The sequence below is a fragment of the Chelativorans intermedius genome, from assembly GCF_025398255.1.
GTDB classification, from domain to species: Bacteria; Pseudomonadota; Alphaproteobacteria; order Rhizobiales; family Rhizobiaceae; genus Chelativorans; species Chelativorans intermedius.
This window is the reverse complement of record NZ_JAODNW010000032.1, coordinates 1-26,146: the sequence shown is the minus strand read 5'-3', so window position 1 is coordinate 26,146 and position 26,146 is coordinate 1. Positions and strand designations below refer to the sequence as shown.

At 60.1% G+C, this 26,146-nt stretch carries 30 protein-coding genes; 13 read left to right on the top strand and 17 right to left on the bottom strand.

From position 1 onward, the window contains the following. Positions 1–28: 28 nt before the first annotated feature. On the bottom strand, positions 29–604 hold the full coding sequence (locus NYR58_RS18365; protein ID WP_261522611.1) for a Crp/Fnr family transcriptional regulator: 576 nt from the start codon (positions 602–604) through the stop codon (positions 29–31). Positions 605–679: 75 nt separating this feature from the next. On the opposite strand from NYR58_RS18365, the gene NYR58_RS18360 reads away from it, so the two are divergent. Beyond that, a complete protein-coding gene (locus tag NYR58_RS18360) occupies positions 680–1,279 on the top strand; it encodes a hypothetical protein (protein ID WP_261522610.1) in 600 nt (199 codons plus the stop codon). Between the two features lie 133 nt (positions 1,280–1,412). Here NYR58_RS18360 and NYR58_RS18355 read toward each other — a convergent pair whose 3' ends face one another. Continuing rightward, complete coding sequence (locus tag NYR58_RS18355; RefSeq protein WP_261522609.1) at positions 1,413–2,351, bottom strand: cation diffusion facilitator family transporter; 939 nt, start codon at positions 2,349–2,351, stop codon at positions 1,413–1,415. 470 nt (positions 2,352–2,821) lie between these two features. On the opposite strand from NYR58_RS18355, the gene NYR58_RS18350 reads away from it, so the two are divergent. The 3 genes from NYR58_RS18350 to msrQ all read left to right on the top strand — a co-directional run bounded on the left by NYR58_RS18350 (position 2,822) and on the right by msrQ (position 5,202). After that, positions 2,822–3,274, top strand: coding sequence for a bile acid:sodium symporter (locus tag NYR58_RS18350; RefSeq protein ID WP_261522608.1), 453 nt, complete (start codon positions 2,822–2,824; stop codon positions 3,272–3,274). 342 nt (positions 3,275–3,616) lie between these two features. After that, positions 3,617–4,561, top strand: a complete 945-nt coding sequence (msrP, locus tag NYR58_RS18345; RefSeq protein ID WP_261522607.1) for a protein-methionine-sulfoxide reductase catalytic subunit MsrP — start codon at positions 3,617–3,619, stop codon at positions 4,559–4,561. Between the two features lie 35 nt (positions 4,562–4,596). Beyond that, positions 4,597–5,202 (top strand): protein-methionine-sulfoxide reductase heme-binding subunit MsrQ, encoded by a 606-nt coding sequence (gene msrQ / locus NYR58_RS18340; protein WP_261522606.1) that lies wholly within the window; start codon positions 4,597–4,599, stop codon positions 5,200–5,202. 19 nt (positions 5,203–5,221) lie between these two features. On the opposite strand, the gene NYR58_RS18335 is transcribed toward msrQ, so the two are convergent. The 12 genes from NYR58_RS18335 to NYR58_RS18280 all read right to left on the bottom strand — a co-directional run bounded on the left by NYR58_RS18335 (position 5,222) and on the right by NYR58_RS18280 (position 13,503). Next, entirely contained in the window at positions 5,222–5,992 is a 771-nt protein-coding gene (locus tag NYR58_RS18335; protein ID WP_261522605.1) for a L,D-transpeptidase, read from the bottom strand. Positions 5,993–6,170: 178 nt separating this feature from the next. Continuing rightward, positions 6,171–6,728, bottom strand: coding sequence for a ubiquinol-cytochrome c reductase iron-sulfur subunit (gene petA, locus NYR58_RS18330; RefSeq protein ID WP_261522604.1), 558 nt, complete (start codon positions 6,726–6,728; stop codon positions 6,171–6,173). 260 nt (positions 6,729–6,988) lie between these two features. After that, positions 6,989–7,759: a cytochrome c biogenesis CcdA family protein gene (locus NYR58_RS18325; RefSeq protein WP_261522603.1), complete on the bottom strand. Its 771-nt coding sequence runs from the start codon at positions 7,757–7,759 to the stop codon at positions 6,989–6,991. Continuing rightward, complete coding sequence (locus NYR58_RS18320; protein WP_261522602.1) at positions 7,734–8,453, bottom strand: DsbA family protein; 720 nt, start codon at positions 8,451–8,453, stop codon at positions 7,734–7,736. The genes NYR58_RS18325 and NYR58_RS18320 overlap by 26 nt, the downstream gene beginning before the upstream one ends. A 120-nt stretch (positions 8,454–8,573) precedes the next feature. Continuing rightward, a complete protein-coding gene (locus NYR58_RS18315) occupies positions 8,574–9,209 on the bottom strand; it encodes a cytochrome c oxidase assembly protein (protein WP_378074740.1) in 636 nt (211 codons plus the stop codon). A 32-nt stretch (positions 9,210–9,241) separates the two neighbouring features. Beyond that, on the bottom strand, positions 9,242–10,117 hold the full coding sequence (locus NYR58_RS18310; RefSeq protein WP_261522600.1) for a WD40/YVTN/BNR-like repeat-containing protein: 876 nt from the start codon (positions 10,115–10,117) through the stop codon (positions 9,242–9,244). 10 nt (positions 10,118–10,127) lie between these two features. Next, the gene (locus tag NYR58_RS18305; RefSeq protein ID WP_261522599.1) at positions 10,128–10,856 is read right to left on the bottom strand and encodes an SCO family protein; all 729 of its coding nucleotides are present in this window, start codon (positions 10,854–10,856) and stop codon (positions 10,128–10,130) included. A gap of 67 nt (positions 10,857–10,923) precedes the next feature. Next, positions 10,924–11,199, bottom strand: a complete 276-nt coding sequence (locus tag NYR58_RS18300; RefSeq protein WP_261522598.1) for a hypothetical protein — start codon at positions 11,197–11,199, stop codon at positions 10,924–10,926. Then, the gene (locus NYR58_RS18295; protein WP_261522597.1) at positions 11,196–11,687 is read right to left on the bottom strand and encodes a hypothetical protein; all 492 of its coding nucleotides are present in this window, start codon (positions 11,685–11,687) and stop codon (positions 11,196–11,198) included. The genes NYR58_RS18300 and NYR58_RS18295 overlap by 4 nt, the downstream gene beginning before the upstream one ends. Positions 11,688–11,721: 34 nt before the next feature. Beyond that, positions 11,722–12,336, bottom strand: a complete 615-nt coding sequence (locus tag NYR58_RS18290; RefSeq protein ID WP_261522596.1) for a TlpA family protein disulfide reductase — start codon at positions 12,334–12,336, stop codon at positions 11,722–11,724. Between the two features lie 16 nt (positions 12,337–12,352). Next, the gene (locus NYR58_RS18285; protein ID WP_261522595.1) at positions 12,353–12,979 is read right to left on the bottom strand and encodes a DsbE family thiol:disulfide interchange protein; all 627 of its coding nucleotides are present in this window, start codon (positions 12,977–12,979) and stop codon (positions 12,353–12,355) included. Positions 12,980–13,116: 137 nt separating this feature from the next. Beyond that, positions 13,117–13,503: a hypothetical protein gene (locus NYR58_RS18280; RefSeq protein ID WP_261522594.1), complete on the bottom strand. Its 387-nt coding sequence runs from the start codon at positions 13,501–13,503 to the stop codon at positions 13,117–13,119. Positions 13,504–13,645: 142 nt separating this feature from the next. On the opposite strand from NYR58_RS18280, the gene NYR58_RS18275 reads away from it, so the two are divergent. The 9 genes from NYR58_RS18275 to NYR58_RS18235 all read left to right on the top strand — a co-directional run bounded on the left by NYR58_RS18275 (position 13,646) and on the right by NYR58_RS18235 (position 23,335). Further along, positions 13,646–16,189, top strand: a complete 2,544-nt coding sequence (locus tag NYR58_RS18275) for a heavy metal translocating P-type ATPase (RefSeq protein WP_261522613.1) — start codon at positions 13,646–13,648, stop codon at positions 16,187–16,189. 752 nt (positions 16,190–16,941) lie between these two features. Beyond that, on the top strand, positions 16,942–17,511 hold the full coding sequence (locus NYR58_RS18270; protein WP_261522593.1) for a L,D-transpeptidase: 570 nt from the start codon (positions 16,942–16,944) through the stop codon (positions 17,509–17,511). Between the two features lie 358 nt (positions 17,512–17,869). Beyond that, positions 17,870–18,217 carry a hypothetical protein gene (locus NYR58_RS18265; RefSeq protein ID WP_261522592.1) on the top strand — a complete coding sequence of 116 codons (348 nt, stop codon included), beginning with the start codon at positions 17,870–17,872 and terminating at the stop codon, positions 18,215–18,217. A 200-nt stretch (positions 18,218–18,417) separates the two neighbouring features. Beyond that, positions 18,418–19,755 (top strand): preprotein translocase subunit SecY, encoded by a 1,338-nt coding sequence (gene secY, locus NYR58_RS18260; RefSeq protein ID WP_261522591.1) that lies wholly within the window; start codon positions 18,418–18,420, stop codon positions 19,753–19,755. Between the two features lie 310 nt (positions 19,756–20,065). Beyond that, a complete protein-coding gene (locus NYR58_RS18255; RefSeq protein WP_261522590.1) occupies positions 20,066–20,710 on the top strand; it encodes a methyltransferase family protein in 645 nt (214 codons plus the stop codon). 143 nt (positions 20,711–20,853) lie between these two features. Then, entirely contained in the window at positions 20,854–21,000 is a 147-nt protein-coding gene (locus NYR58_RS18250; RefSeq protein WP_261522589.1) for a hypothetical protein, read from the top strand. A 695-nt stretch (positions 21,001–21,695) separates the two neighbouring features. Further along, entirely contained in the window at positions 21,696–22,145 is a 450-nt protein-coding gene (locus tag NYR58_RS18245) for a pseudoazurin (protein ID WP_261522588.1), read from the top strand. Positions 22,146–22,182: 37 nt separating this feature from the next. Next, complete coding sequence (locus NYR58_RS18240) at positions 22,183–22,686, top strand: cupredoxin domain-containing protein (protein WP_261522587.1); 504 nt, start codon at positions 22,183–22,185, stop codon at positions 22,684–22,686. A 280-nt stretch (positions 22,687–22,966) separates the two neighbouring features. Next, positions 22,967–23,335: a hypothetical protein gene (locus NYR58_RS18235; RefSeq protein ID WP_261522586.1), complete on the top strand. Its 369-nt coding sequence runs from the start codon at positions 22,967–22,969 to the stop codon at positions 23,333–23,335. A gap of 541 nt (positions 23,336–23,876) precedes the next feature. Here NYR58_RS18235 and NYR58_RS18230 read toward each other — a convergent pair. Genes NYR58_RS18230 through NYR58_RS18220 form a run of 3 tightly spaced genes read right to left on the bottom strand, consistent with a single transcriptional unit; the run spans position 23,877 to position 26,062 of the window. Next, positions 23,877–24,161: a copper-binding protein gene (locus NYR58_RS18230; RefSeq protein WP_261522585.1), complete on the bottom strand. Its 285-nt coding sequence runs from the start codon at positions 24,159–24,161 to the stop codon at positions 23,877–23,879. Between the two features lie 24 nt (positions 24,162–24,185). Then, positions 24,186–24,671, bottom strand: coding sequence for a cupredoxin domain-containing protein (locus tag NYR58_RS18225; protein ID WP_261522584.1), 486 nt, complete (start codon positions 24,669–24,671; stop codon positions 24,186–24,188). Between the two features lie 29 nt (positions 24,672–24,700). Then, positions 24,701–26,062 (bottom strand): multicopper oxidase family protein, encoded by a 1,362-nt coding sequence (locus tag NYR58_RS18220; protein ID WP_261522612.1) that lies wholly within the window; start codon positions 26,060–26,062, stop codon positions 24,701–24,703. Positions 26,063–26,146 lie beyond the last annotated feature (84 nt).

The window sequence follows — 26,146 nt, the reverse complement described above, 5'->3', positions numbered from 1 at the left end:
TTCGCCGTCGCATTCGGCGAAAGGTTCGTCAGCCAGTGACGGAAACGGGCCTCAGGCACAAAATATCCGACAGTCCCTTGCGGCGCCGCCGCTTTCCTAGTTCACGATAAAGCGCCTCGCGACTTACACCCAGTTCTGCTGCAAGATCCGTCCACGCTCCCTTCTCGGGCAGTTTCCCCTTTTCGCCCAACCAGGTGTCCAGACGTTCGGCGACGGTCCGTAAGGTTCTGATCTCAGCCCCCATCCGGGCGGATTGAACAGCAAGGGCCAAATGCGCGGCCCAAGCATCTGACGCACTCTGATCCCGGTTGAGCCGCGACCGGAAGGTCCCGACAGAAATGCAGGACACCGTTGATTCGGCATTTGCGCGCGCATCACAGTGATAGACATCCGAATATGCAGACGCTTCGGCCAACACTTGGCCCGGTCGCGCCGTCTGCACGCGCAGCGCGGTTCCCATGCTGGTTTGGCGACTCAAACCTATCTCACCGTCGATCACCAAAAACATGTGACCTACGCGGTCACCGCTATGAAAAAGCGGGTCAGATGCGGCCAGCCGGTGTTCAGCACCTCCGCTGAAAAGTCGTGCGATGCAATCGGACATGATTTCAATCATATGTCTGAAGTTGGATTTGTGCCACTTGGTTGGCATCTGGACAATGACGAATAAGGTTCTCTGATGCTGCGCACCCCTCTTGCCGCAATTTTCTTCCTGCTGACCATGATTCCGTCCAACCTCCTGGCACAGGATCATCAGCATTCCAGGCAGACGTCACCATATGCCGGCTTTGAAAGCCGGAAGATCAAGAGCCTTTCCGGAGAGGATATTGCTGAATTGAAGAAGGGTGCCGGTTGGAGTTTTGCGCTGCCGGCCGAGCTCAACGGCCTTCCTGGTCCGTCCCATCTGCTGGCGCTGAAAGACGAAATTGGGCTTTCAGCCGGTCAGGTCGCAAGAATCGAAGTTATCTATTCCCAGATGAAGACCGAGGCCATAGCTGCGGGCGACAGGTTCATCGCCGCGGAGTGGGCAATAGAAAATGCCTTCGCCAGAGGGCAGTTGGACACACAACAACTCCGTGTCCTGGTCGACAATGCAGCGGCTGCGCGAGCTGATCTGCGTTTTGTTCATCTGTCCCGTCACCTTTCGACGCCACCTCTTCTTACCGACAACCAGATCAAACAGTACAATGTGTTGCGGGGCTATATGCCGGGATCAGGCACCAATACTCCCGAAAGTCACGACGGAGATCTGGGGAAGCGACACAGCGGATCCAATTGACCACTTTGGACCACATCCTCTCTTCAACGGGCGCGTCGTGGACGACCGGAACGGTTGCGGGGAGCGGTATCAAGGAGGCGAGCGAGGCGTTGACTCACAATATGCAGCAAACATTCGTGTTCACTAACGGCCTTCATCGCCCACTGCCGTCATCTGCCAGAGGTGTAACATCGATGGCCTCGGCGCCAGATTCGTCGAGACAGGCGGTTTCGACCTGTAAAGTCACGAAGAAGAAGCCGAATTTCTTTTTAACTTCGGTGTGAGCCGCTTTCAGCACCGCCTGCGGGTCTGTCCCGTCTTTGACCCTCAGATGACCCGAGAACACATAGCGTCCGCTGGTCAGCGCCCAAGCGTGTACGTGATGCACATCAGCAACCCCGTCGACCCCTTCAAGTGTTTTGGTCACCGCGGGCAGGCTGACATCGGCCGGTGTCCCTTCCATTAGCAAATGGGTGGCGTCACGCAGGATGCCCCAGCTCGCCCAGAGCAGAACGAAGCCGAACGCCGTCCCCAAGATCGGATCGATCAGCAGGAATCCGGTGAAATAAATGACAAGCGCGGTGACAATGATGATCAGGCTGCCCACAAAGGTCTGAATGATGTGCCAGAGCGCGCCTTTCACATTCAGGTCGCTTCGACTCTGCTTCCAGATAAGGCCGAGCGAGATGAACTCGGTGAGGAGTCCACCTGCGGCGGCCAAGAGCATCGGTCCCGTGGGCAAGTCGATCGGATCGGTCAACCGCATTGCGCCCATCGCTATCACGATCAACGCCATGCCCAACAAAAAGCCGCCATTGACCAGCGCACCAATAATTTCCGCCCGATACCAGCCGAAGCTACGATCCTCATCGGCCGGACGGCGAGCCATCCGCGCTGCGACGATGGCCACCAGAACACCGCCCACCGCCGAGAAGGTATGGAAGGCGTCAGAGATCACTGCGACCGACCCGGTCCACAAGCCGATACCCATTTCAATGACGAAATACACACCCGTCAGCCAGGCCGAGATCGCCATCCCACGCCCGCTCGATGGCATGTGTCCACCATGCCCGCCCTGCACGTGATCCGTCATCGACCGCAACCTTTCACCGACAATAGTCTTGGCATCGCGCGAACATGATGCCTCCAAGTGGACTGCCTGTTCCGCACCAATTGATTCATTTCCCCTCTGAGTGACCCGACTGGACGCAACGTTCCACGGTCACAGGCGGACCATTGCGAGGTATATGAACGATCCCGACCATGTGATCAGCAACTGGCCGTTCGGCGCTTCAACACCGGTCAGAAAGCGCAGATGCTCGCCTGGATATACGCCACCAAGGCCGAGCGTGGAATAATGAGAGCAGGATGCCGATTCCGAGGAAGCCGCCCCTTCGTTCCGATTTGATTGCGCCCCTGGATTCCGAGATGATCGCGCCCCCAAGGGGACCGGGGCTCTGCTGGCAGTGATTGTTGTCATTTCGTCAGGCGCTTATGTCAAGCCTTCTGCTTCTGGTCCCGACGCAGGCTTTCTCCAGTGAGGCCCTTCCTGCACGCCTTCTTGTGGCTGATCGCCGTGCCGTTGCTGCTGGCGGCGGGCTTGCAGCTCTGGGGGCGGCCCGCACAGCGACCGGCGAGCGCGCATTGACTGCCCTCGGCCTGCTGCCGGTGCCGGCAACGGCCCTCGTGCTCTTCCTCGTCCTGGCCGCCGTCATGCCGAAGATCGGAGAGAGCGCGGCGCTGACCGCGGCGCCGATCTACCTGGCCTATGCCGTCGTGGCGCCCGTGCTTGGCTGGATCGCCGCGCGCAGCGGCCGCCTTGGCCTTGGCGCTATGCGGGCCGTGGCGTTCAGCGCCGCCACGCGCAACTCGCTCGTCATCCTTCCACTCGCCTTTGCGGTCCCGGGCGGTGTGCCGCTCGTTCCGGCCGTCGTCGTCACGCAGACGATGATCGAGCTCGTGAGTGAACTCGTCTATGTGCGCTGGATACTCATCATGGCCAGGTCGCCGAACTGAAAAGCCGAGAGCCAAGAAGCTGTACGTCAGTGCGGCGATCACCCCCTGCCTCTCCAACCATGTCGCGCGCAAGCTGTCAAAGCCGGCAGCCACGCGAGTCAATTGGGGATTTTGCCAAGAGAGCGTGCGAGCCCGGTAAGCTGGAGAAGATTTGTCGTCCGAAGAGTTGCCGATGGTGCCCCTGGTCCAGGCTGCACTTTGAATACTGGTGATGCCCGGGTCCGGGCCAACGAGAAGCGGCCACAGACACGACATCGTGTGCAGATATGAATTTCCAGAAGCGGGCCCGATGTTACTATATGGCCAGGCTTCCATGGAGATCGCCATCTCAGGGATTCATCGATGATAATTTCGCATGCACCAATCGTCCGTCCGTCGGAGATCACGCCGCGGGACGTCTATCTCAACCGTCGCAGCCTGATGCTGGGTGCAGCCGCCGCAGGGCTTTCCGCCGCCATGGCGCCACGGGGCGCGGAGGCGGCGCAGCTTGAAGCCTCGCCCAGGCCGCTGTCGACCGACGAGGAGCCGACCGCGCTCGAACACATCACGAACTATAACAACTACTATGAGTTCGGTACTGGCAAAGAAGACCCGGCGAAAAAAGCCCACACCCTCACCACAGAGCCGTGGACTGTGAAGGTGGACGGCCTCGTCTCGCGACCGGCCGAATTCGACCTTGAAGACCTCTTGAAGCCGGTGACGCTGGAGGAGCGCATCTACAGGTTGCGCTGCGTGGAGGGATGGTCCATGGTCATCCCGTGGGTCGGCTTCCCGCTCTCGGAGGTGCTCAACCGGGTGGAACCCTTGGGCAGCGCTAAGTTCGTCGCCTTCGAGACGGTGATGCGGCCGGACGAGATGCCGGGCCTGCGTGCCTTCTTCAACGTGCTCGACTGGCCCTATGTGGAAGGGCTGCGGCTCGACGAGGCGATGCATCCCCTCACCATCCTTACGGTCGGTCTCTACGGGGAGACCCTGCCCAACCAGAACGGCGCGCCGATCCGGCTCATCGTGCCGTGGAAATACGGATTCAAGAGCATCAAGTCAATCGTCAGGATCACGCTCACGGAGGAGCAGCCGCCGACCTCCTGGAACAAGCAGAACCCGCGCGAATACGGCTTCTACTCGAACGTCAATCCGGAGGTGGACCATCCGCGCTGGAGCCAGGCGACAGAACTGCCGATCGGCCAGGGGATTTTCGCCAAGCGCAAGCCGACGCTGCTGTTCAACGGTTACGCCGACCAGGTGGCCCAGCTTTACGCCGGCATGGACCTCACCAAGTTCTACTGATGCTTCAGATCACTGACGTCGCGAGGAAGCCGAGATTGTCCAAAGCGCTGCGCTTCCGTCTGTTGCGCGCAGCCCTCTACTGGGTCGGCTTCGCGCCTGCCGTATGGGTCTTCTATCTGGGGTTCACGAACCAGCTCGGCGCAAATCCGGTCAGGACGCTGGAACAGGAACTCGGTATCTGGACGTTGCGCTTCCTGATCGCCACGCTCATGGTGACGCCGCTGCGCAACGTAACGGGCATCAGCCTTCTGCGCTACCGGCGCACGCTGGGGCTGTTGACATTCTACTATGCCCTTCTGCATTTCACGACATACATGCTGATCGACTACCGGCTCGACCTGCAGGCGATCGCAGCCGACATCGTCAAGCGCCCCTACATCACCTTCGGCATGCTGGCCTTCGCCATCCTGGTGCCGCTTGCCGTCACCTCGAACGACCGCATGGTGCGGCGCCTGGGAGGGGCTTGGGCAAAGCTTCACCGCTGGGTGTATCTGGCCGCCGCGGCCGCCGCCGTGCACTATCTCTTGGTGGTGAAGTCCTGGCCCATGGAGCCGCTCGTCTATTTCGCGATCGTCGCCGTGCTTCTTGCCTATCGGCTCGGAAAGCACCTGCGCAGGCGCAGGCGCCCTGCCGTGGCGTGAAGCAAGCTAAAGAAGACGCTCAACCCAACAGATCTGGCGTAGTCGAGCCGAGGCTGGTTACCAGGATCGGCGTGCCGTTGGGGACACGCTCATAGAGATCGATCACATCTTGATTGAACATGCGGACGCAGCCCGATGACACGGACTTGCCGATTGTCCACCATTCCGGCGAACCGTGAATGCGGTAGAGGGTATCCTTGCCATTCTGGAAGATATAGAGCGCGCGTGCTCCAAGCGGATTGGTGAGGCCCGGGTCCATGCCGCCATTGGCGATGCTGTAGGGCTCAAGTTCGGGCTGGCGGGCAACCATTTCGTCGGGCGGCGTCCAGCGCGGCCAGGCGCGCTTGTACTGGATGACACCGCGACCGGCCCATTCAAAGCCGGCGCGGCCGAGACCGACGCCATAGCGCATCGCCTTGCCGTTCTCGCGGATCAGATAGAGAAAGTGATGGGCGGTATCGACGACCACCGTCCCCGGCCGCTCGCCGGTGGGATCATCAACCAGCTGCCTGAAGTAAATCGGGTCGATGCGTTCGACTGGGATAGCGGGAAGCGAAAATCTTTCGTTGGGGCGCGCCGCATACATTGACGCGTAGTATGAAATGTCGGGTGCCGCTCCGGGACCAAAACCGCCCTCCGTGGATAGCCCCGAGACCGACTCCTGGACGAATGAATGGGGCACTTGATTGGTCGCGCAGCCAGCCAGTCCGAGCAAAGCGGTACTACCGCTGAGGCGAAGAAATCTCCTGCGGTCAAGGAGATTCGCTCGTTGAAATGCACTCGCATTCATGGTCAGTCTCCGTCCCGTTTTCATTTTTATCTCAGATTTTTTATTTTCGTTCTCCAAATTGGGCGAAAATTAGTCCCCTTGTCGCTTCATGATTTCGATCTCTAAATGCGGTTTATCTGACGAAAGCTTATATAGTTGTAATATACACCTGCATTAATTCTTCAGCCGTTCTGGTGTGTCAGCCAATCCGTACCCTGAGGTCGTCTTGGAAAACGTATGGCGGCACTTCGAGATTGCGCGGCGCTGGACCTTTCCGGACCCGACCGGCGCTGTCATAGATCGAACCGTGGCACGGACAGAACCAGCCGCCGAAAGGACCGCGCGGATCGCCGTCGCTTTGGCCAAGCGGGATGCAACCGAGATGTGTACAGACACCGACGACGACCAGCCATTCGGGCCGCTGAACCCGCGTGCTGTCGGGAGCCGGGTCGATCAGATTCGGGTTGGCGTCGTCCGCGCGCGCCTGTGCGATGAGAGCCTCTGTCCGATGGACGATGAAGACGGGCCTTCCTCGCCATTTGACGGTAACGCGCTGGCCAGGTTCGATCGAGGTGAGATCCACATCGATCGTTGCGACGGCGCTAATATCAGCAGATGGCCGCATGCTGTCGATAAAGGGCCACAGCGTTGCCGCCGTGCCGACAATTGCCGCCGTGCCCGTTGTGATATGAAGAAAATCGCGACGGTTTGTCGATGCTGGCGGGTCTGAGCTGGAAATTTTGGCTTCTATGCTCATAGCGCGTCTCCTTTCCGCTTCCGGATGACCTGTCACCTGCTCGGGTGGCGATGGCCCATTGAGTCAATGAACTGGCGGGAGCGATTGCTATTGCCATTTTCACTCAGATATTCGAAATGCTGCTTGAACGCGTCGTTGCCGGCACCGGCAGCAGGCCGCTCTGCGGAAGCAATGTCGCTCCAGGCCCGGACACGGCGATCATCATCGCTCCGATGAACGTCTGACGCGATCACGAATTTCCGGTCATACCGATATCCTCCTCAGCCGATTTTCGTGAGAATGGGGAACTGCTCGAGCAGCCAGAACGAGAACGTCGTCATTGTGCCGGTCATCATCGCTACGCCCATGACGATCATGATCACGCCAGCCGCGATCTGGAGCAGGCGTCCGGTGCGCTTCATGCCTTTCAGCCGCTTGGTGAGGCTTTCGGTGAACAGAGCCGACAGCAGGAAGGGAACGCCGAGGCCTACCGAATAGATGCTGAGCAGTGCGATCCCGTTCGACGCGGTTGAGGACAGCGCGCTGACGGTGAGGATCGCCCCGAGAACCGGTCCGATGCAGGGAGTCCAGCCAAAGCCGAAGGCGAGACCGAGAACATAGGCGCCGAGCGGCCGGCCGCCGGCCAGGCTGCCATGAAAGCGAAATTCTTGCTGAAACCACGGCAACCGCACTAGGCCGGTCATGAACAGCCCGAAGACGATGATGATCGCCCCGCCGAGTATGTTGGTCTCGTAGCGGTACGCCAGAAGGAGGCGGCTGATCGCCGTGGCGCTCGCCCCTAGCGCCACGAAGACGGTCGAGAAACCGAGAACGAACCAGGTGCTGAGAAGCAGTGTTGAAAGCCGGCTGCCGACAGACCGGTATGGTCCGCCGGCGACGGCCGCATTGCCGGCGACATAGGAGATATAGCCCGGCACGAGGGGCAATACGCACGGTGAGAGGAATGAGATCGCGCCCGCCGCAAGCGCCGTCAGAATGCCGATGTTGGAGATCTCGAACACCGTATCAACCCTCGGGCTTTTCGCGCGCATCGGTGATGAAGCGCTGCAGCGTGGCAAGGTCGACCAACCCCCGGATGATTTCATCGCCGACCACGAAGGTCGGCGTGCCGGTAATGCGCAGATCGTTGGCGAGCGCGCGATTGCGCGCGATGGCGTCTGCGATGGCCGGGTCTTCCATGTCCCGCTTGAGTTGCTCAACGTCGAGGCCGACATCGCCTGCTATGGTCAGGGTCGAACTCTCGCTGACCCGGCCGGAAAAGCCCATCAGGGCGTGATGGAACGCCTCGTACTTTCCCTGTTTGTGGGACGCGAGCGCCGCCCTCGCGGCGAATTCGGACCCCGGCCCCAGGATCGGCCATTCCTTGAACACCAGCTTCAGATTGGGGTCATCCTCGACGGCTTGCTGGATATCGGGGGCCGCCTTGCGGCAATACGGGCAATTGTAATCGAAGAACTCCACCAGCGCGACGTCGCCTTCCGGATTGCCAGCCGTTGGCGCCGCGGCGTCGTTGAAGATGTCGTCGCGCCGCTCCGCGATCAGCGTCTGCAACTCGTTCGCATCCGCGAGCTGCCGGCGATTTTCCAGCCGTTGCAGGGATTCGACGACGATTTCCGGATTTTGCAGGAGATACTGCCGTACCTGCGCGTCGAAACTGCTTGGGACCGGCCTCGCGCTATCGAGCAGTCCGGTGGCAAAAAGCAGCGCCAGCCCGGAGAAGAGCATGGCGAGGACTGAAAGAGCGATCGCGGCGGCAAGGCCGGCGGTTGGCTTAGACATGAGGCAGGCTCCGATCAGAAACGAATGGCAAGGCAGAAACGGCTGGCCTTTTGACGTAAGAGTGGCTCATCGCTCTTGCTCCTTCAGCTCAGCAGCCTTGATCCCATGGGAGGCCATGTAGTTTTCCAGGGCTTCCGGCCCCTTGTCGAAAAAGGTGTAGGAGAGCGTGATGGTGGTGACTGAAGCCAGGTCCGGATCGTCTTCGATCGCCGGATCGACGAAGAAGGTGACGGGAAACTCCTTCTCCTCGCCCGGCATCAGCAGTTGTTCGGTGAAGCAGAAGCACTGGATCTTGTTGAAATAGCTTCCAGCTTGGGCCGGCACGACGTTGTAGGTGGCCGTGCCGAGGATGGGCCGATTGGTCGGATTGCGCCCCGTGTAGGCCACCACTCCGGTCTCACCGAGAGCAAGCTCGACCGGTTTCGGAGCGCTGAACGCCCATGCCATGTTGGCGGCGACATTGGCATCAAAGCGGATGGTTGCCCGTCGCTCGGACTGCTTCGTCGGCGCTGCCGCCGCGACCTGGGTTGTTCCACCATAGCCCGTGACCTGGCAGAAAAGGCGGTAAAGCGGGACCGCCGCAAAGCTCATCCCCACCATGCCAAGCCCGAGGCCGGCAAGCATTATGGCCGTTCGGCGTTTCCGCCGCCACGCAAGTTCGGGGCTGTTCCGGCGACCTTCGGAAAGGGCAGCTCCGGGCAGTTGTTGGCCGCTATACATATTCAGCCTTCGCCTCACGAACTCAAAGCGGCCCAGTTCTTGCCGCCGTCCGTGCTGGTCAGAATCGTACTCTTATCCGTGACGGCGAACATGCGGTTCGGGTCGCTGGGATCGACTGCGAGGTGGAGCAGGATTTGCTCTCCGAAAACGTTGGCCACCGGCTGCCAAGCGAGAGCCTGGGCCGGCGCCTTCATCAAGCCCGAGCCCAGAACAAATGCATAGACCGAGCCATCCGGGGCAGTTTCGACCATGCTTGCCGGCCGTCCCTCAGTCCCCGTCGTCTTCCAAGTCATGCCACCGTCGACGCTGACCATCAGCCCGCTTCGGGTCGCGGCGTAGACCATATCCGGTTTGACGCCAGACGCGGCGAGATCGAACACGTCGGCGGGCGGCGACCCGACAACCTCCCAGCTCTTGCCCCCGTCCCGGCTGACCTGCACCTCGCGGTAAAGGCCGTAGATCACATTGGGATCGGCCGGGCTGACATCCATGGCGTGGAAGTCGACCGGCCCGTCTACGCCGCTCGCCAGTTGTTGCCAGTTCCGGGCACCGTCTCGTGAAACGATTACGCCCATATTGCCGCCATTGGCCGGATGCCCGCTTGCGAAGAACACGTCGGCTTCGCTCGGGTGCGGAGAAAAACCCATATAATCGTTGCTGTTGTCGGATATCCGTTCCGCCATGCCATCAGGAGTGGTGTGCCAAACCCCGTAATGAGTAGCGAGATAAAGCCGCTGCGGATCGGCCGGATCGACCGCAATCCCGTGAATGTGAGAGACCTCGGCAAGGGATATGCGTTCGCTGGCTTGGCTCAACCAACCGACAGTGCCGCCAGCGATGGCCACTGCCAGCGTTACAGCGATGATCGCGGGATACATGCGACGTTTCATGCGAAATTCCTTAGTTGCTTGTGTTTCTTGTTGATTCCTGGAGGAGCGAGCGGACGCGGTCCCACAGCGAGGCTGGCTCTTCGTGATGGGGGACATTGGCGTTCGTCAGGCCATTGATGAAGAGCACGAGGTTTGTCGGCTCGAAGCCAAGACCATGGAAATTCGCCACCCATTGGCCGTTCTGATCGATGATGTGGGTGACGACGCTATGCGTCTGGTACCCGCCATCGCTGACGATGAACTTGTGGCCGAACTTCTCCGCGAGCTTACGAGTGGTGTCCTCGGGCTTGTCGGGACCGCTCGTCAGAAAGACCCAATTCGTCGTCGGATCGAGGCCGTGGACCGGGCCATAACCTTCTAGCACCTCCGGCGTATCGCGCTCCGGGTCAGTGGTGATGGTGACGAACTGCACCCGGTCCTTCATCGGGGTCTCGTTCACCATCTCCTGGACCTCGCCGATTCGGTCGGCATGCAGCGGGCAGACATCCGGGCAGCCGGCATAGATGAAGTGCAAGACAACGACCTTGCTCCGAAGGCCTTCCAGATCGACCGGATTGCCGGCGGCATCCTGAAGCGCAAATTCCGATGCAGGTTCGCTTCTGCTTTCGAAATATCTCTCCTTGTCGAAGAGATCCTGCTGTACGTCCTTAAGCGAGTGCGCCATGGCAACGGGCGGAGCCAGCGCAACCGCGGCACCGACGGCCGCGGTGGCAGCAAACTGGCCTATGAGAAATTTCATGGCGTTCTCCTTGGCCGGCAAGCGGAGGCGGATCGGTCGGCCGACCGATCCGCCTCCCTTTTTGCGGCTAGCCCTTGTTGTCGGGCTTCTCGCTCTCCTCGGAAGGCATATCCTGCATCATGGCCTGCATCATTTTGTTGCAGGTGCTCATCATTTCGTTCATCTGGGACATCATGCCCATCATCGGCATCATCCCCATGCCGCCGCCCTGCATCATCTCCTGCATGCCCGGTGACTGATCCGGTGGCCTGGTTTCCGCATCATCCTGTGCAAAGGCGATCGGGGCGGCGGCAACTCCCGCAAGGCCGGCTGCAATCGCAATGGTTTTCGATATCCTGTTCACTGGAACGTCTCCTTTTTTTGTTTGATGGTCGCACCGGACAAAGGTTCGGTCTCCTCGGGTTGAGCGTCCTTGGAATCGTCAACCAAGTTCGAATTGGCTGGAAGCGGAGCTTCTGAGGGCACTGGCTCCGCAGACCCCTCAGCCGATTTGTCTGCCGTCATCGAAACGGCCGTCTCGTCGACCGACTGCGGCTTCGAGCAGCAGCTCGCTTCGCCGCTGGCGAGGTTTGAACCGCTCGCCTCGGTGCCGCTTGCGCCGGAGGCGACGTGCCGCATGCAAAGACCAAGCGCACACATGATGGCGCATGGCGCGAGCGCGAGCAGAACGGGCGCAACGCCCGCCACCACCAGCCAGGGCCATCCGAGCCACAGTGCAGGGGCGCCGACTGCGATTGCCGCGACGATCACCCCGCGTCGACCGCGGAGCTGGTAGCGCAGGTAGCGCAGGATATCGCCGCTCAACGATGTTTCAGATACGGAATTGTCCATGTGTGGTCCTCTTCTTTAATGCGCCAGCGTTTGCTCAACTCGCCTCGTCGGGCGTCTTCTCGAGTTGTTGTTGGATGAGATTGACCAGTTCCGGGCTGTCCCATTCGGCAGGCCCCACCAGACGCCCGGTTTCCAGGCCATCGGGATCGATCAGCAGGGTCGTGGGTATGCCGACCGTATTGAGCCGGTAGGCCGCCTTGCCGGAGGCATCGACATAGATGCCGATTGCTTTAAGGCGGAGCTCCTCATAGAAGGCCTTGACCTTGGGGAGCCCGTCGCGGTCGATCGATAGCGGGACGACTTCGAAATCGGAACTGCCGAGCTTGGCCTGGAGCCGGTCGAGTGCCGGCATTTCCTCGCGGCATGGCACGCACCAGGTGGCCCAGATGTTGAGCAGGATCGTTCTGCCGCGGAAGTCTGCCAGGGACATCTCGCGGCCATCACCGTCAACGAAGGAAAGTTCCGATACCGGTTGCGGCCTCTCGTGCAGCACGAAGGTACTATCGCCGCCTGCATTGACAGTGGTTGCGGAAGGCGGTGTGCTCGACACCACAGGATGGTTGGGCTGTTGTGCTATGAGATACAGATAAACGGCGCCCATAAGGAGTAGCGCCGTTGCGGCTATTATGGCGGCGGTCGTTATGCGCATGGCACTCCCCCGCTTCTCATTTCCGCAGCTCCTCGATCAGCGGAGCGAGGCTCGTCCGGTAAGCTTCCGGTGTGACGGCACCGACATGCTTGAAGGCAATCCGGCCTTGTTTGTCGACCACGAAGGTCTCAGGCACGCCGTAGACGCCCCAGTCGATCGACACCCGGCCATTGAGATCCGCACCGGTGCGGGTATAGGGATCGCCCATGGTGTTGAGCCATTTTTCCGCATCCTGCGGCCGATCCTTGTAGTTGATGCCGTGGATGGGCACGGCGCCGATCCGCTTGAGCTCCATGAAGACAGGATGCTCCTCCCGGCAGGCCGTGCACCAAGACGCAAACACATTGACGAGCGAAACCTCACCCTTGAGGTCGGCGCTCGACAGGCCAAGGGTACGCCCCTGGACCGGCGGCAGGCTGAATTCCGGCACCTCCTTGCCGATCAGGGCCGAGGGAATGATCTGAGCATTGCGGCTCAGCCCCCATCCGAGTACGACCGCAAGCGCCACAAAGACGCCGACCGGCAGCGCGACTATCAGACGGCGACGCCGGATGGATGGCGGATCAACACTGTCGATCGGCTCCCCCGAAAGGGTTGACGGGGTGCTCGCGTGAATGCGCGCTGTTTGAGAATTGGAAGGCATCCCATCCTCGCTGATTGGATTGTTTCCTCACAGGCGCGTGCCTGCGACGGATACGGTCCAAAAAGGTTAGGCACGACAATGCGTGCTCACCCGGACACGGACGGGGAAATCACCTCAGTCGAGCGGTGAGGCCCGTCCTAAGCGAAAATGTATGCTTTGGGAGGGAAGGGCTCGGGTGAACCCTCGAAGCCCGTGATGCGCTCAGCAACGGCCGGATAGACAACCGAGTCTGGCCGCGGCAGCGTGCTTGCGATAACAGGATCGACGGCCTGCATGCAGGTTCCAAGAGCAGAACATGCCGCTGTGGTCATCGCCTTGTCATTGCCACCGCAGTCGTTGCAGCCACTCGGCATCGGCTGGTCGACCGACGCTTCAATGGCAGGCTGAATCATATCGCCGTTCTGTGTGGTAGCCAAAACCGTCCCGCCCCCGAAAGCGAGGAGCAACAGAGCAGCTAAGAGGCAGCGGACGGATTTCATCACATTGGCAATATAGGGAATTTGCGTTCCACTGCCAATCACCACTTTGAGAGACCGATCGTCACATGGCTACACCACAACTTCGAGGCCCATCGAATGTTTCCCTTGGCCCTTGACCTTACCATCGCTGGAACCTTTATCTCTTCCTGCGATCAAGCGAAGAGGAGTGACGGCTTTGGCGTCCGTGATCGCATCAGAAGACAAAACTCCAGCCAGCCGCGCCGAAGCCGGCCAACTCGGATTTGCCATCGAGGGCATGAGCTGCGCCTCCTGCGTCAGCCGTGTCGAGAAAGCCATTTCCACCGTTCCCGGCATTCAGTCCGCCGCCGTTAATCTCGCGACCGAACGCGCCGACGTCGCCTTTTCCGGGCCGCCGGACGCGGATTCCGTCATCCGGGCAATCAAGGAGGCCGGCTATGCGGTTGGCACCGAAAGCGTCGACCTTTCGATCGAAGGGATGAGCTGCGCCTCCTGCGTCAATCGAATCGAGACCGCCCTCAAGGCCGTGCCCGGCGTTGCCGACGCTGCCGTGATCCTCGCCACCGGAAAGGCATCGGTGCAGATCGTTTCCGGTGCGGTTGCCTTTGCCGATCTCGAGGCCGCGGTCGCCCGCGCTGGCTATGCGGCTCGGCGCGTGGTCCCGGACGAGCCCGTTGATCATGAGGCCGACACCCGCGAACGCGAAACGGGGAAGCTGGCGGGTGCCCTCATGCTTTCCGCTGTCCTGACCGTGCCCGTCATCGCGCTGGAGATGGGGACCTATCTGATCCCCGCGCTCCAGAGTTTCGTTGTAGACCGCATCGGCATGCAGGCGAGTTGGTATCTCCAGTTCGTGTTCACCACTGTAATCCTGTTCGGGCCCGGGCTGCGCTTCTTCCAGAAAGGCCTTCCAGCACTTGTGCGCCGTGCCCCGGACATGAATTCGCTGGTCGCGCTTGGGACCGGAGCGGCCTGGCTCTATTCGGTGGTCGCGACCTTCCTGCCCGGTCTTCTGCCGGAGGGCACGCGGCATGTCTATTTCGAGGCCGCCGCTGTGATAACCACCCTTATCCTGGTCGGCCGCTATCTGGAAGCGCGCGCCAAGGGCCGCACCAGCGAGGCGATCAAGCGGCTGATGGGCCTCCAGGCCAAGACGGCCAGAATCCTGCGCGACGGCGAAGCCGTCGAAGTGCCGCTCGATGAGGTCAAGGTCGGCGACCTGGTTCTCGTGCGACCCGGCGAAAAGATCGCCGTCGACGGCGAGGTGACCGAGGGTTCGTCCTTTGTTGACGAATCCATGATCACGGGCGAACCGATGCCCGTCGCCAAGGGCGCCGGCAACACGGTTGTCGGCGCCACGATCAACAAGACCGGCTCGTTTTCCTTCCGCGCCACCAAGGTCGGCGCCGACACGATGCTGGCCCAGATCATCCAGATGGTGGAGCGGGCGCAGGCGGCGAAGCTACCGATCCAGGCGTTGGTCGATAAGGTCACGGCCTGGTTCGTGCCGGCGGTGATGGGTGTGGCGTTGATCACGTTCCTCGTTTGGTTCGGCTTCGGGCCGGAGCCGGCGCTCACCTTCGCGCTGGTGGCGGCGGTCACCGTGCTGATCATCGCCTGCCCATGCGCCATGGGACTGGCCACGCCGACGTCCATCATGGTCGGCATCGGCCGCGGCGCAGAGATGGGCATCCTGTTCCGCAATGGCGAAGCCCTGCAAACGCTGCGCCAGGCAGAGGTGATTGCGCTCGACAAGACCGGCACGCTGACCAAGGGTCGGCCGGAACTGACCGACCTCGTCACCGAGAACGGCTTCGAGCGCGAGACGGTGCTGGCACTGGTCGCCGCCGTCGAAACACGGTCGGAACATCCGATCGGCGAGGCGATCGTGGAAGCGGCCAAGGAGGTCGGTCTGGCGATTGGCACCCCCGAAATGTTCGAAGCCATACCGGGCTTCGGTGTCAGCGCCACGGTCGGCGGCCGCACGGTTGCGGTCGGGGCCGACCGGCTGATGGCCCGTTTCGATATCGATACAGCGCGCCTTGCGGATGCAGCCGCGCGACTTGGCGACGAGGGTAAGTCGCCGCTCTATGCGGCGATTGACGGCAGGCTTGCGGCGATTCTTGCCGTAGCAGACCCGATCAAGCCGACGACGCCCCAAGCGATCGAGGCGCTGCACAGGCTCGGTCTGAAGATAGCGATGATCACCGGCGATAACCGACACACGGCGGAGGCCATTGCCAGGCGGCTTGGGATCGACGAGGTCGCGGCCGAGGTGCTGCCGGACGGCAAAGTGGAGGCGCTGCATAGGCTCAGGGAAAAGGGGCGAAAGCTGGCGTTTGTCGGCGACGGCATCAACGATGCACCAGCACTCGCGGAAGCCGATGTCGGCATTGCCATCGGCACCGGCACGGACGTGGCAATCGAAAGTGCGGATGTGGTGCTGATGTCGGGCGAATTGACCGGCGTGCCCAACGCCATCGGCTTGAGCCGCAGCACGCTCAGGAACATCAGGCAGAACCTGTTCTGGGCCTTTGCCTACAACACCGCGCTCATCCCGGTGGCGGCAGGCGTGCTCTACCCAGCATTCGGGATTCTGCTTTCGCCGATGCTTGCCGCTGCCGCGATGGCGTTCTCCAGCGTCTTCGTCCTAGGCAATGCGCTCCGACTCAAGAAGTTCCGCCCGCCGGTCGCTGCGGGCGCCAATCATGCGTCGACCGAAGGCGTCCAACCGATCCCGGCAACCCAGTGAAGGAGGATCTCATATACATCGCGTGGGACGCCAAAGGCGATCTCGCCGAATTGCCAATCGCGAGGCGTGGCGCTCTCGAGAATTTAACGCCAAATGCATAGCAGCGCCGTTCCAGAGTTTTGCGATGTGCTTGACCACTCACACAGGCTCATCCTCTCGGCATATGTTGCGGTGTGGGGCGAAGCGGCTGCCGGCGATCACACCGTTCAAACCTCCTTGCGACAACGCAAGAACCGAACCAGCGCGTACCAAATCCGCAATCACGTATCGCTAAGGTCTTGTTGAGGGCGGCAATATTCATTTTCTTAGCTTTTTGGCGCTATCAGAATGCCATGCGTCGCGCTGTTTTGACCATTGTGCTGGTACTGTTTGCTGGCTTCCATAGCCCGCTCGCACAGGCTGCAGTAGGAGCCAATGCGAATAGTGCCGGAAGGTTTTTGCTTGGGAATGGCCGCCCTATCGTCACTGCCACTACCGAAAATCCGTCATTGAATTCAAACTGCTGTGCCGACGGGCCGGCCGCCGAGCAATTGTCCGATGAACACTGCGTGGTCGAGTGCACTGCCTTGCCATTGCGGGCCTACACCCTTCTCAAGGCTGACATACCGTTGCCGGACCCTGTTATGCACTCCCTGCCGCGGGTCGAAGCAAGGCATTTACTCCTCCGTCCCCCGATCCTGGTCTGAAATTGAGAGATCCGGTCTCCCGCAGACGTGAGCCGGAGTGTTCATGATCGGAAAAAGGGGATAGTCATGCCCACAAGAAGACAACTTGTGTTCGGATCGGGCCTCTGCGTACTGGCGAACGCCCTGCCGGCAATCGCGCATGAGGCGACGGCGCAAAAGCCGTTCAAGCTGGATCGAGAGTTCGAACCGCAGATCGTTCCGTTCCCGGATTATGCGCCCGGAACGATCGTCATCCATCCGGGCAACTACTTTCTTTATTTCACGCTTCTCGGCGGAGACGCCGTTCGCTATGGCGTCGGGGTCGGCAGAGCCGGACTTGTATTTCGCGGTGAGGCAGTGGTTGGCCGCAAGGCCAAATGGCCGAGCTGGCGGCCGACCGACAATATGATCCGGCGGGAGCCCGGCAAATACGCGCGTTATGCCAACGGCGTGCCCGGCGGCCTCAACAACCCCCTCGGTGCGCGCGCGCTCTACCTCTATCGCGGCAATCGCGACACCATGTACCGCATTCACGGCACCAACGAGCCGTCTTCGATAGGCAAATCGGTCTCAAACGGCTGCATTCGCATGCTGAACGACCATGTGATCGATCTCTACGAGCGTGTGCCAGTCGGCACGAAGGTGGTCGTGCAATGAACATGACGGTCGTTTCAATAATGGCGCGGTGGCACCTGTAGTGGCGCGGACGACATGATGAATTGATCGCATTGCGGAGGCGATAGTCGGAGGCGGAGAACATGCCCCCTCTGGCAAACGGCCCGTGATTTTCGATGCATTCACAATTTCCTTGATGGCGTTGTGCGCGACGTCTCGCAGGCGTACATAATGATTGCGAGCAAATCGGGGTGAGCACCAAACTAGGCCACTGTCTCGTGGCGATATTGGAAAAGGCGTTGATTTGCATCGGTCAACTCGACATTCGTCAGGACTCCACTGGCTAATGAAGCGAATGGCGAGGGCAACTCACGCTCTCGGCGCAGGAGTTTGGCGTCGATTGTTGCGTGAGGCGGCGATCGGCCTTTGCATGCTTGTGCTGTTCGGTGGAGCGCTGCATGCCACTCCAGTCGTCGACGCACCACTACGCACCGATGTGGTCGTTCAGATGTCTGACGCCGCAATTGAGATTGAAAACCACGGCGTAACCGAGGACAGCAATGGTTATTCCCCTCAAGGTGAAGCGTCATGTCTCGGCGTGGACGGGTGTTCATTGACATACGCCCCATTTGGCACCGTTGCCCTCCTGATGTTTGGCAAAAAACAGTTCAACGGTGATGCCCGCTTTCTTCTTGGCGCTGGTCCCTGGCCCTACTTTCGGCCGCCAATAGCTTCCCTTTACATGTGACGTGAGCCTCTACGGGGCGTGCAGGATAGCGTGGCCTGCGTCAGGCCGCGCTTTCCAGGCCAATGCTTCAGGCTGTCCGAGTTACTGCGAGACGCGGCGTTGAGTGCCGTCTCGCTGGAGAAGACGAGCAAGGCCGCACCAAAAAGTGAACTGACGCTTCGCACCGACTTGGCCGGCACCTGTTTGTCGGAAGGGCAAGCATGGCATCCGCAGCTGAACAATTTGCCGCCAATTTGAACTTCGGCGCGCTCGCCAAGGCGACCGAGCTGAAGAAACGCATCTGGTTCACACTCGGCGCGCTGATCGTGTATCGGGCGGGTACCTACATCCCATTGCCGGGCATCGATCTGGGCGCCGTAGCAGAACTGTTTCGTCAACAGTCCACAGGTATTCTGGGCATGTTCAACATGTTCGCCGGTGGCGCCGTGGGCCGTATGGCGATCTTCGCACTGGGCATCATGCCCTACATCTCGGCCGCGATTATCATTCAGCTGTTGACGGCGGTGTCTCCACAGCTCGATCAGCTCAAGAAGGAGGGCGAGCAAGGCCGCAAGGTTCTCAACCAGTACACCCGCTATGGCACGGTGCTCCTGGCCATGGTGCAGGCCTACGGAATTGCCGTCGGTCTGGAGGGAGCGGGCAATGTGGTCGTCAATCCAGGCTGGTTCTTCCGCTTGTCGACGGTGATCACGCTGACAGGCGGCACGGTATTCCTGATGTGGCTCGGTGAACAGATCACGCAGCGGGGCGTCGGAAACGGAATCTCGCTGATCATATTCGCGGGTATCGTAGCAGAGATACCCACAGCGATCGTGCAAACCCTCGAACTTGGCCGTCAGGGCGCGCTCTCGACCAGTCTGATCCTTTCGGTTCTAGCTGCGTCGATTGCCATCGTCGCCTTCATTGTTTTTGTGGAGCGAGCTCAACGGCGAATCCTGATCCAGTATCCGAAGCGCCAGGTGGGGAACCGGCTATTCCAGGGCGATTCCTCACACCTGCCGCTGAAACTCAACACGGCCGGCGTTATCCCGCCGATCTTCGCCTCGTCGCTACTTCTGATGCCAATCACCGTTGCCAACTTCACCAGCGGACAGGGGCCGGATTGGCTGACCACGGTGACGGCGCTGCTGGGCCGCGGCCAGCCGCTGTTCATGGTGATCTATGCGCTCCTCATTATTTTCTTCTGCTTCTTTTACACCGCCATCGTGTTCAACCCGTCGGACACGGCCGATAACCTGAAGAAGCATGGCGGCTTCATCCCGGGAATCCGGCCGGGAGAACGCACTGCAAAACACATCGATCACGTGCTGACTCGCGTGACGGCGCTCGGAGCACTCTATTTGGTCTTTGTGGTGCTCCTACCCGAAGCTCTTGTGGCGCGGACGGGAATGTCGATCTCCTTTGGCGGCACGTCTCTGCTCATCATTGTCAGCGTCACCATGGACACGGTCGTGCAGGTGCAGGGCCATCTGCTGGCGCATCAATATGAGGGCCTCGTTCGCAAGGCGCGGCTGCGGAGCCGGTCGAAATCCCGTTAGCCGAACTGGAGAACAAGACAGATGTCCGATTGTACCGAGTGGCTTCCCATCGCAACGAAGTTGTTTTCCGGCCGGGAATTGGCACCCGAACAGCCGGCAGTTGGGGTTTGCCGCGGAGGACATCGTCGAGAAATTGCTCTTCGGCGAAGTGCCTTGCCGAGGTTCAAACAGAAAGCCAGATGCGCGCGACATTTTGGGTGCGGAGAGGCCCGCGAGTGATGTTCGCAAGCGTCGGCTCGGATCAAACCAACGGTTCGTGGTCAAGGCGGTCATAGGAGCGGAATACGCAATCAGTACGGGAATCTCGGTCATGAACGATCAGACGTACGGCTATGGCTTTTGGTCCCTCATGGTAGTGAATGTGGCGATCTATGTTGTCCTCACCTTCTATTTCTTTAGGCCGCAAACGCTGCGAGACTGGTGTTCGTTCGGTGCCTTCAGCGTCTTCCTTATTGTGCATTTCACGGAGATGTATGGCACGCCTCTTTCGGACGACTTGTTGGCCGCCTCGCTGCAAAATCGGTTCGCCGATATTGGCTGGCTTTCGCGGAACGTCGGGCATCCGCTGGACGCGCTGGCCGGCTGGAGAGCCAATCCGCTTTTCGGCCCATTCAATCTGATGAGCTATGCGCTGATTGCGAGTGGCCTTGTCCTGATTTCGGCGGCATCGCACGTTCTCCATGCCGTACAGCAACAACATGCACTGGCCAGGACAGGTGCCTATGCTCACATCCGCCATCCGCAATATGTCGGCTTCATGCTGATTATGTTCGGCTTCCTCCTGCAGCGGCCGACATTGCTGATCATCGCGATGTCCGCCGTGCTTGTGGGCATGTATGTGCACCTTGCGCGCGAGGAGGAGGATGAGTTGTCGGCTGAGTTTGGCGAAGCGTATTCCATTTACTCGAGGCGGGTTCCGGCTTTCATGCCGAAAATCGCTACGGATCCACATTGAGGAGTGGCGCAACTGCTTGAGAAACAACGCCAAACTTGAGGATTGTTGCGGTGCCGCGCAGCCGGGCTCCGGATCAACGGATCATGAGCACAGGTTGACCTGAAGGCAGGTGAAGGCTGTGCGAGTGCGAGGAGGAAAAATCCATGCTGGCAACGCTTACCGACTGCGGAATCGAGAACTGGTTCGCAATGGCTCTGATGTCGGCGGCAGGCTTCCTGGTGCTGCTGATATTGATCCTGGCAGTGGCTTCACTTTGTCGATATCTCCTGGAAGGATCGAGGCACGGCTAATGCACCGCCGCTGAGGACGAGTGTCACGCGGGAGCTATGCGACATCGAGTGGGTCGCGGTTACCTATAAGCGCGACGGTATCCCTCTACCTCCCTCCGATTCATCCCAATCCTGTACCCGTCACGCTCTCGCTGTCTACCGGCATTCCTGAACCGGAGGGACCATGAGAACATGCGAGCTCGGGGACACAACAAGCGTCGAGTTTACACATTCTTATCACATTCGTGCTGTTTGGTAGCGAGCCGAACCATGATGAAATGAACAAGGGATTGCGTTCCCCCAAGCATGCGGCAGATTTTCCTCGCGTTCATGATTGTCCTGGGATTGATCGCAACCCAGATATCTGCCATCGCACATGGGCATATGGGCGGGGCAGCAGTGGCGACTGCCCAAACGCAGGGTGACGCCCACAGCCATCCGCGGGGACAAAGCACTGGTCATTGCTCAGCGAAAATTTCCTGTGCGCACGCGCTGCTGGCTCTAAAGCCAGTCCCGGATTCCGCACTGGCGGGTAGCTCGGGCGGATTTGCTCTGTCGCTTGCTGAGCGCGATCTGCGCCGATTCTTACCAGGAATCGACCCGCCGGTGCCGCGGGGCTGATCCACGCATCCCTCTAGAAGCGGCCGTTCGGCGCGTCCAAAACGCAGCTGTCGAGCGGTCGATGTTCAACCGAACAAATGAATATGGAGAATGAAATGCGCGCAAAACGCATGCGAGCAGCCTTGTTGTGCGCCGCCGCCACAGCTGTGGCTGGTGTTGCTTCGGCATCGGCGGAAACGGCGACTATCGAAATGCTGAACAAAAAGGGCGATGAGCGGTTCGTCTATTCCGCGCCGTTGGTTCGGATCGAGCCCGGCGATACGCTGAGGATCGCCGCCACTGACAAAGGGCACAATGCGGTCTCGATAGACGGCATGCTTCCCTCCGGTGCCGAGCCGATCAATGTCCCGTTCAACAAGGATGGCGAGATCACCCTGACCGAGCCGGGTGTCTACGGCATCAAATGCACCCCGCATGTTGGCCTGGGCATGGTCGCTCTTGTCGTGGTCGGCGATCCAGCCAATCTCGATGCGGCCGCGGCCGCCGCAGAGAAGCTCCCTCCCAAGGCAAAGAAACGCATGTCAGAGCTGTTCTCTCAGCTTTGACCGACATCCACTCGTCAAACTCAGGATAAAGATTGTCATGATGAAAATTTCCATTCACAGCCTCCCCATTCTCGCCGCTTTCAGTGCTTCGCTTCTCGCCCATGCATCTGTCGCTTGGGCCGATGCCGGGCATGGCACCGTGAGTTTCGGTAAACCGGGCAGTGCCGCTGAAGTCGACCGTACCATCGAATTGACCGCGGACGGGATGAGCTACGGGATCGACAGCTTGCAAGTACGCGCTGGCGAGACCATCCGTTTCGTGATCGAGAATGGCGGCGAGCTCAATCACGACTTCACGATCGGCGATCAGGCCACGCAGGCGGAACATCGCGCCAAAATGACGGAGATGATGGCGTCGTCGTCCGGCATGATGGATCATGACGACGCCAACGCCGTGTTCCTCAAGCCAGGTGAGACGGGAGAACTGATTTGGACCTTCTCCAAGACCGGGCGATTTGAATTTGCCTGCAATGTCCCCGGCCATTACGAAGCCGGCATGCACGGACCGATCACCGTAGCAGAAGCAGACGTCGACACGTAAGATGACATAGAACGGCTCAACCCCGGTCTGACTGACAGAGCGGGGTTGAGCTTTGCTGCGACCCGCGTCGTCTTGCTCGTCGGTCGTAGGACGGCCTGCTTGCAGCCTCGGCATTGATCGAAGGATGCCAACCGGCAGTGCTTTCGTCCCCGCCAGCTGCGCACATATGGTTCTGTTTGGACCTCTCCGCCGCGGGAAGGGTCAACACTCTTGATCCGAAACCCGCGTTTTTCGGCGCCAGATGTGCTATGGTGTCTCCTGCAGATCCAGGGAGGAGACAATGTATGTGCAATCTCTTCTGGCAGGCGCTCTGATCACAACGACCGCCGCAGCAGCGGAACCTATGGTATTTCATACGGCCTATTTCCCGGATGCAACAGCGGTGAACCTCAGTGTGGCCGACAAAACACTGTCGGCAGACGGTAGCTACGACTTTGATGTGATGATCAGGTTGACCGAGGTGGATGCAGCGGGAGCCGTTATTTATGAGGATTCTGTGAGTCATGGCGCGCGCGTAAGATGCAGCGCCCCGGCCAAGGTCCTTGTCGGAGGACTCGACTATGCTGTCGGGGCAACTTCAGTCTCCCCGGACATAATCAGCTGGAAGGAAGACCTCTGGCGCACTGTCTGCGGGGCGCCCGTGTCCTGACGGAATTGGATACTCCGCGGCGTGCCGGAATATGCGTCGGAGGCAGTGCGCCTCCGACGCGTGCTTGCCTAGCGGTTGATCTGATACCGCGGCCCCGTTAGATCATTTGCATCACTGGGTCCAAAACCCTGTGCAGCGGAGAATCCAACGGATCGAACACTCGACGTGACCTGTACATCGACCGCACGGGGGTGGCCGGTCGAGGGAACCGGGGCCGCGACGTCCGGCGCTGAATCTGGTTCACTCAGCTTAAACCGTTGCGCAGCGGAGGGGCTCACCGCGTGGACGCTTGACGTAATTGCTCTGTCGACCGTCTGTTGGTTGTCAACCGGATGGAACGCTGTCGCACTCTCGGGAGCAGAGTTTGGCTCGCTCGGCGTGAAGTCACGAGCGGCAGCGGCCCCGGTGTTCGCAAGAATGAGGGTCGTAACAAGGATCAGTGCTTTCTGCATTTTCTGTCTTTCACAATGTCGTTTGATGACTTTTTCAGCTATGCACCCAACAGGGTCGGAAGGTGCAGATCTTTGCAGCAACCTGGAGCTCACTTGATCTCGGTGACCGTGAGGCGCCCGTTCACCCGTTCGGCGACGAACTCGATCGGCTGACCCGCCTTGGCTTTCTCAAGAAGTGTATCGTCAGCAACGACGAACACCATCGTCATTGCCGGCATACCGAGGTTCTTCAGCTCCTCATGCTTGATGGTGAGCTTCTTTTGCGCGGTATCGATCTTCTTGATTTCACCCTTGGTGTATTCGGCAGCGAGGGCTGTCCCGGCGAGGGTGCCCGTCAGCGCGAGAGCTGCAATCAGCTTTGCAATGAGCTTCATTTTTTTCTCCTGTTCAGATGGGTACTAGTTGGTGACGATGATGTCGCCCTTCATTCCGGACTCGTAGTGCCCCGGAATGAGGCAGGCGAACTCGAACTCCCCGGCCTTGGCGAAGGTCCAGACGATTTCCCCCTTTGCACCGGCACCAAGGCGAACGGCATTCGGGTCGTCGTGTTCCATCTCGGGGAACTTCTCCATCAGCGCCTTGTGCTCCAAGATGCTCTCATGGACGTCCATGACGAACTCGTGCTCCAGTTCGCCCTCATTGACGAACGTCAGACGGATGGTCTCGCCCTCCTCGATCTTCAGTGAGGCGGGTTCGAAGACCATCGCACCGTCGTCATTCTCCTTCATGGTGATGGTCACGGACCGCCCCGCCGCGGCGGCCTCGCCTGGCTTGCCGATCGCCATCATATCGGCTTCACCGTGGCCGTCGGCATGATTGCCGCCGGCATATGCGATGCTTGTGAGTGCCGCCATCGAAGCGACGGCCATGATTAGTCGTTTCATGTCGTTCCTTTCGTTGATCTCGGGTGGATTTATCCCTGATTGCCGTGACCGCCGTGGGGATTTGCCGGGGTCATCGTTTTTGCGTCACCGGATTTGACCGGAGCGGGAGTGTCCCCGGTCCACTCATAGGCGACGGTTCCCTCCGGATGCTGGTACCAGCCCGGATCGGAATAGTCGGTCGCCGACAGACCCTGGCGGACCTTCACGACCGAAAACATCGAACCCATTTCGATGGCGCCGAACTGTCCCCACCCCTCCATCATCTTGATGGTGTTGTCGGGGAGCGGCATCTCCATCTCGCCCATGTCCGCCATGCCGCGGTTGCCCATGGGCATGTATTCGGGCTGCACGCGTCGGATCTTTTTCGTCACTTCGGTCTTGTCGACGCCGATGAACGTCGGCACATCGTGGCCCATCGCATTCATCGTGTGATGCGACTTGTGGCAGTGGAACGCCCAGTCGCCCTCATATTTCGCATCGAACTCGTAAGCCCGCATGGCGCCGACAGGAATGTCGATGGTGACCTCCGGCCAGCGCGCCTCGGGCCTGACCCAGCCGCCGTCCGTACAGGTCACCTCGAAATCGTAGCCGTGCATGTGGATCGGGTGGTTGGTCATCGTCAGATTGCCGACGCGCACGCGCACCCGATCGTTTTTCGAGACGGCCAGAGGGCTGATCCCCGGGAAGACCCGGCTGTTCATGCACCACAGATTGAAGTCGGTCATCTCCATCACACGCGGAACGTAGGAGCCAGGCTCGATGTCATAGGCGTTGAGGAGAAAGACGAAGTCGCGGTCGACGGGCATGAAGGACGAATCCTTCGGGTGGATGACGAAGAAGCCCATCATGCCCATTGCCATCTGCACCATCTCGTCGGCATGCGGGTGGTACATGAAGGTCCCGCTCTTCACGAGGTCGAATTCGTAGACGAAAGTCTTGCCGGGTGGGATGCCGGGCTGCGTCAGACCGGTCACGCCGTCCATGCCGTTGGGCAGGATCAGGCCGTGCCAGTGAATGGTCGTGTGCTCGGGGAGTCTGTTGGTGACGAAGATGCGGACGCGGTCGCCTTCAACGGCCTCGATGGTCGGGCCCGGCGACTGGCCGTTATAGCCCCAGAGATAGGCCGTGGTTCCCGGCGCCAGTTCGCGCTCGACCGGCTCGGCGACGAGGTGAAATTCCTTGACGCCGTTGTTCATGCGGTGCGGTAGGGTCCAGCCATTGAGGGTGACGACCGGCTGGTAGTCCGGCCCGCTGGTTGGGAACAGCGGCGGCTGCATGTCGGGCGATTCCATGATCGGCGCCTCGGGAAGCCCCATCGCCGAGGTTTTCGTCCATGCGGCCGCTCCTGCAAGGAGCGCGCCACCGCCGAGGATTTGACGTCTTGTAATCATCGCGTTTCTCCTATGATGCTTGTCCAGCGGAAAGTGGTCTTTCCGCGAAGGTGTATGTTGTGAAGTCCTCGAAGACCCACTTGT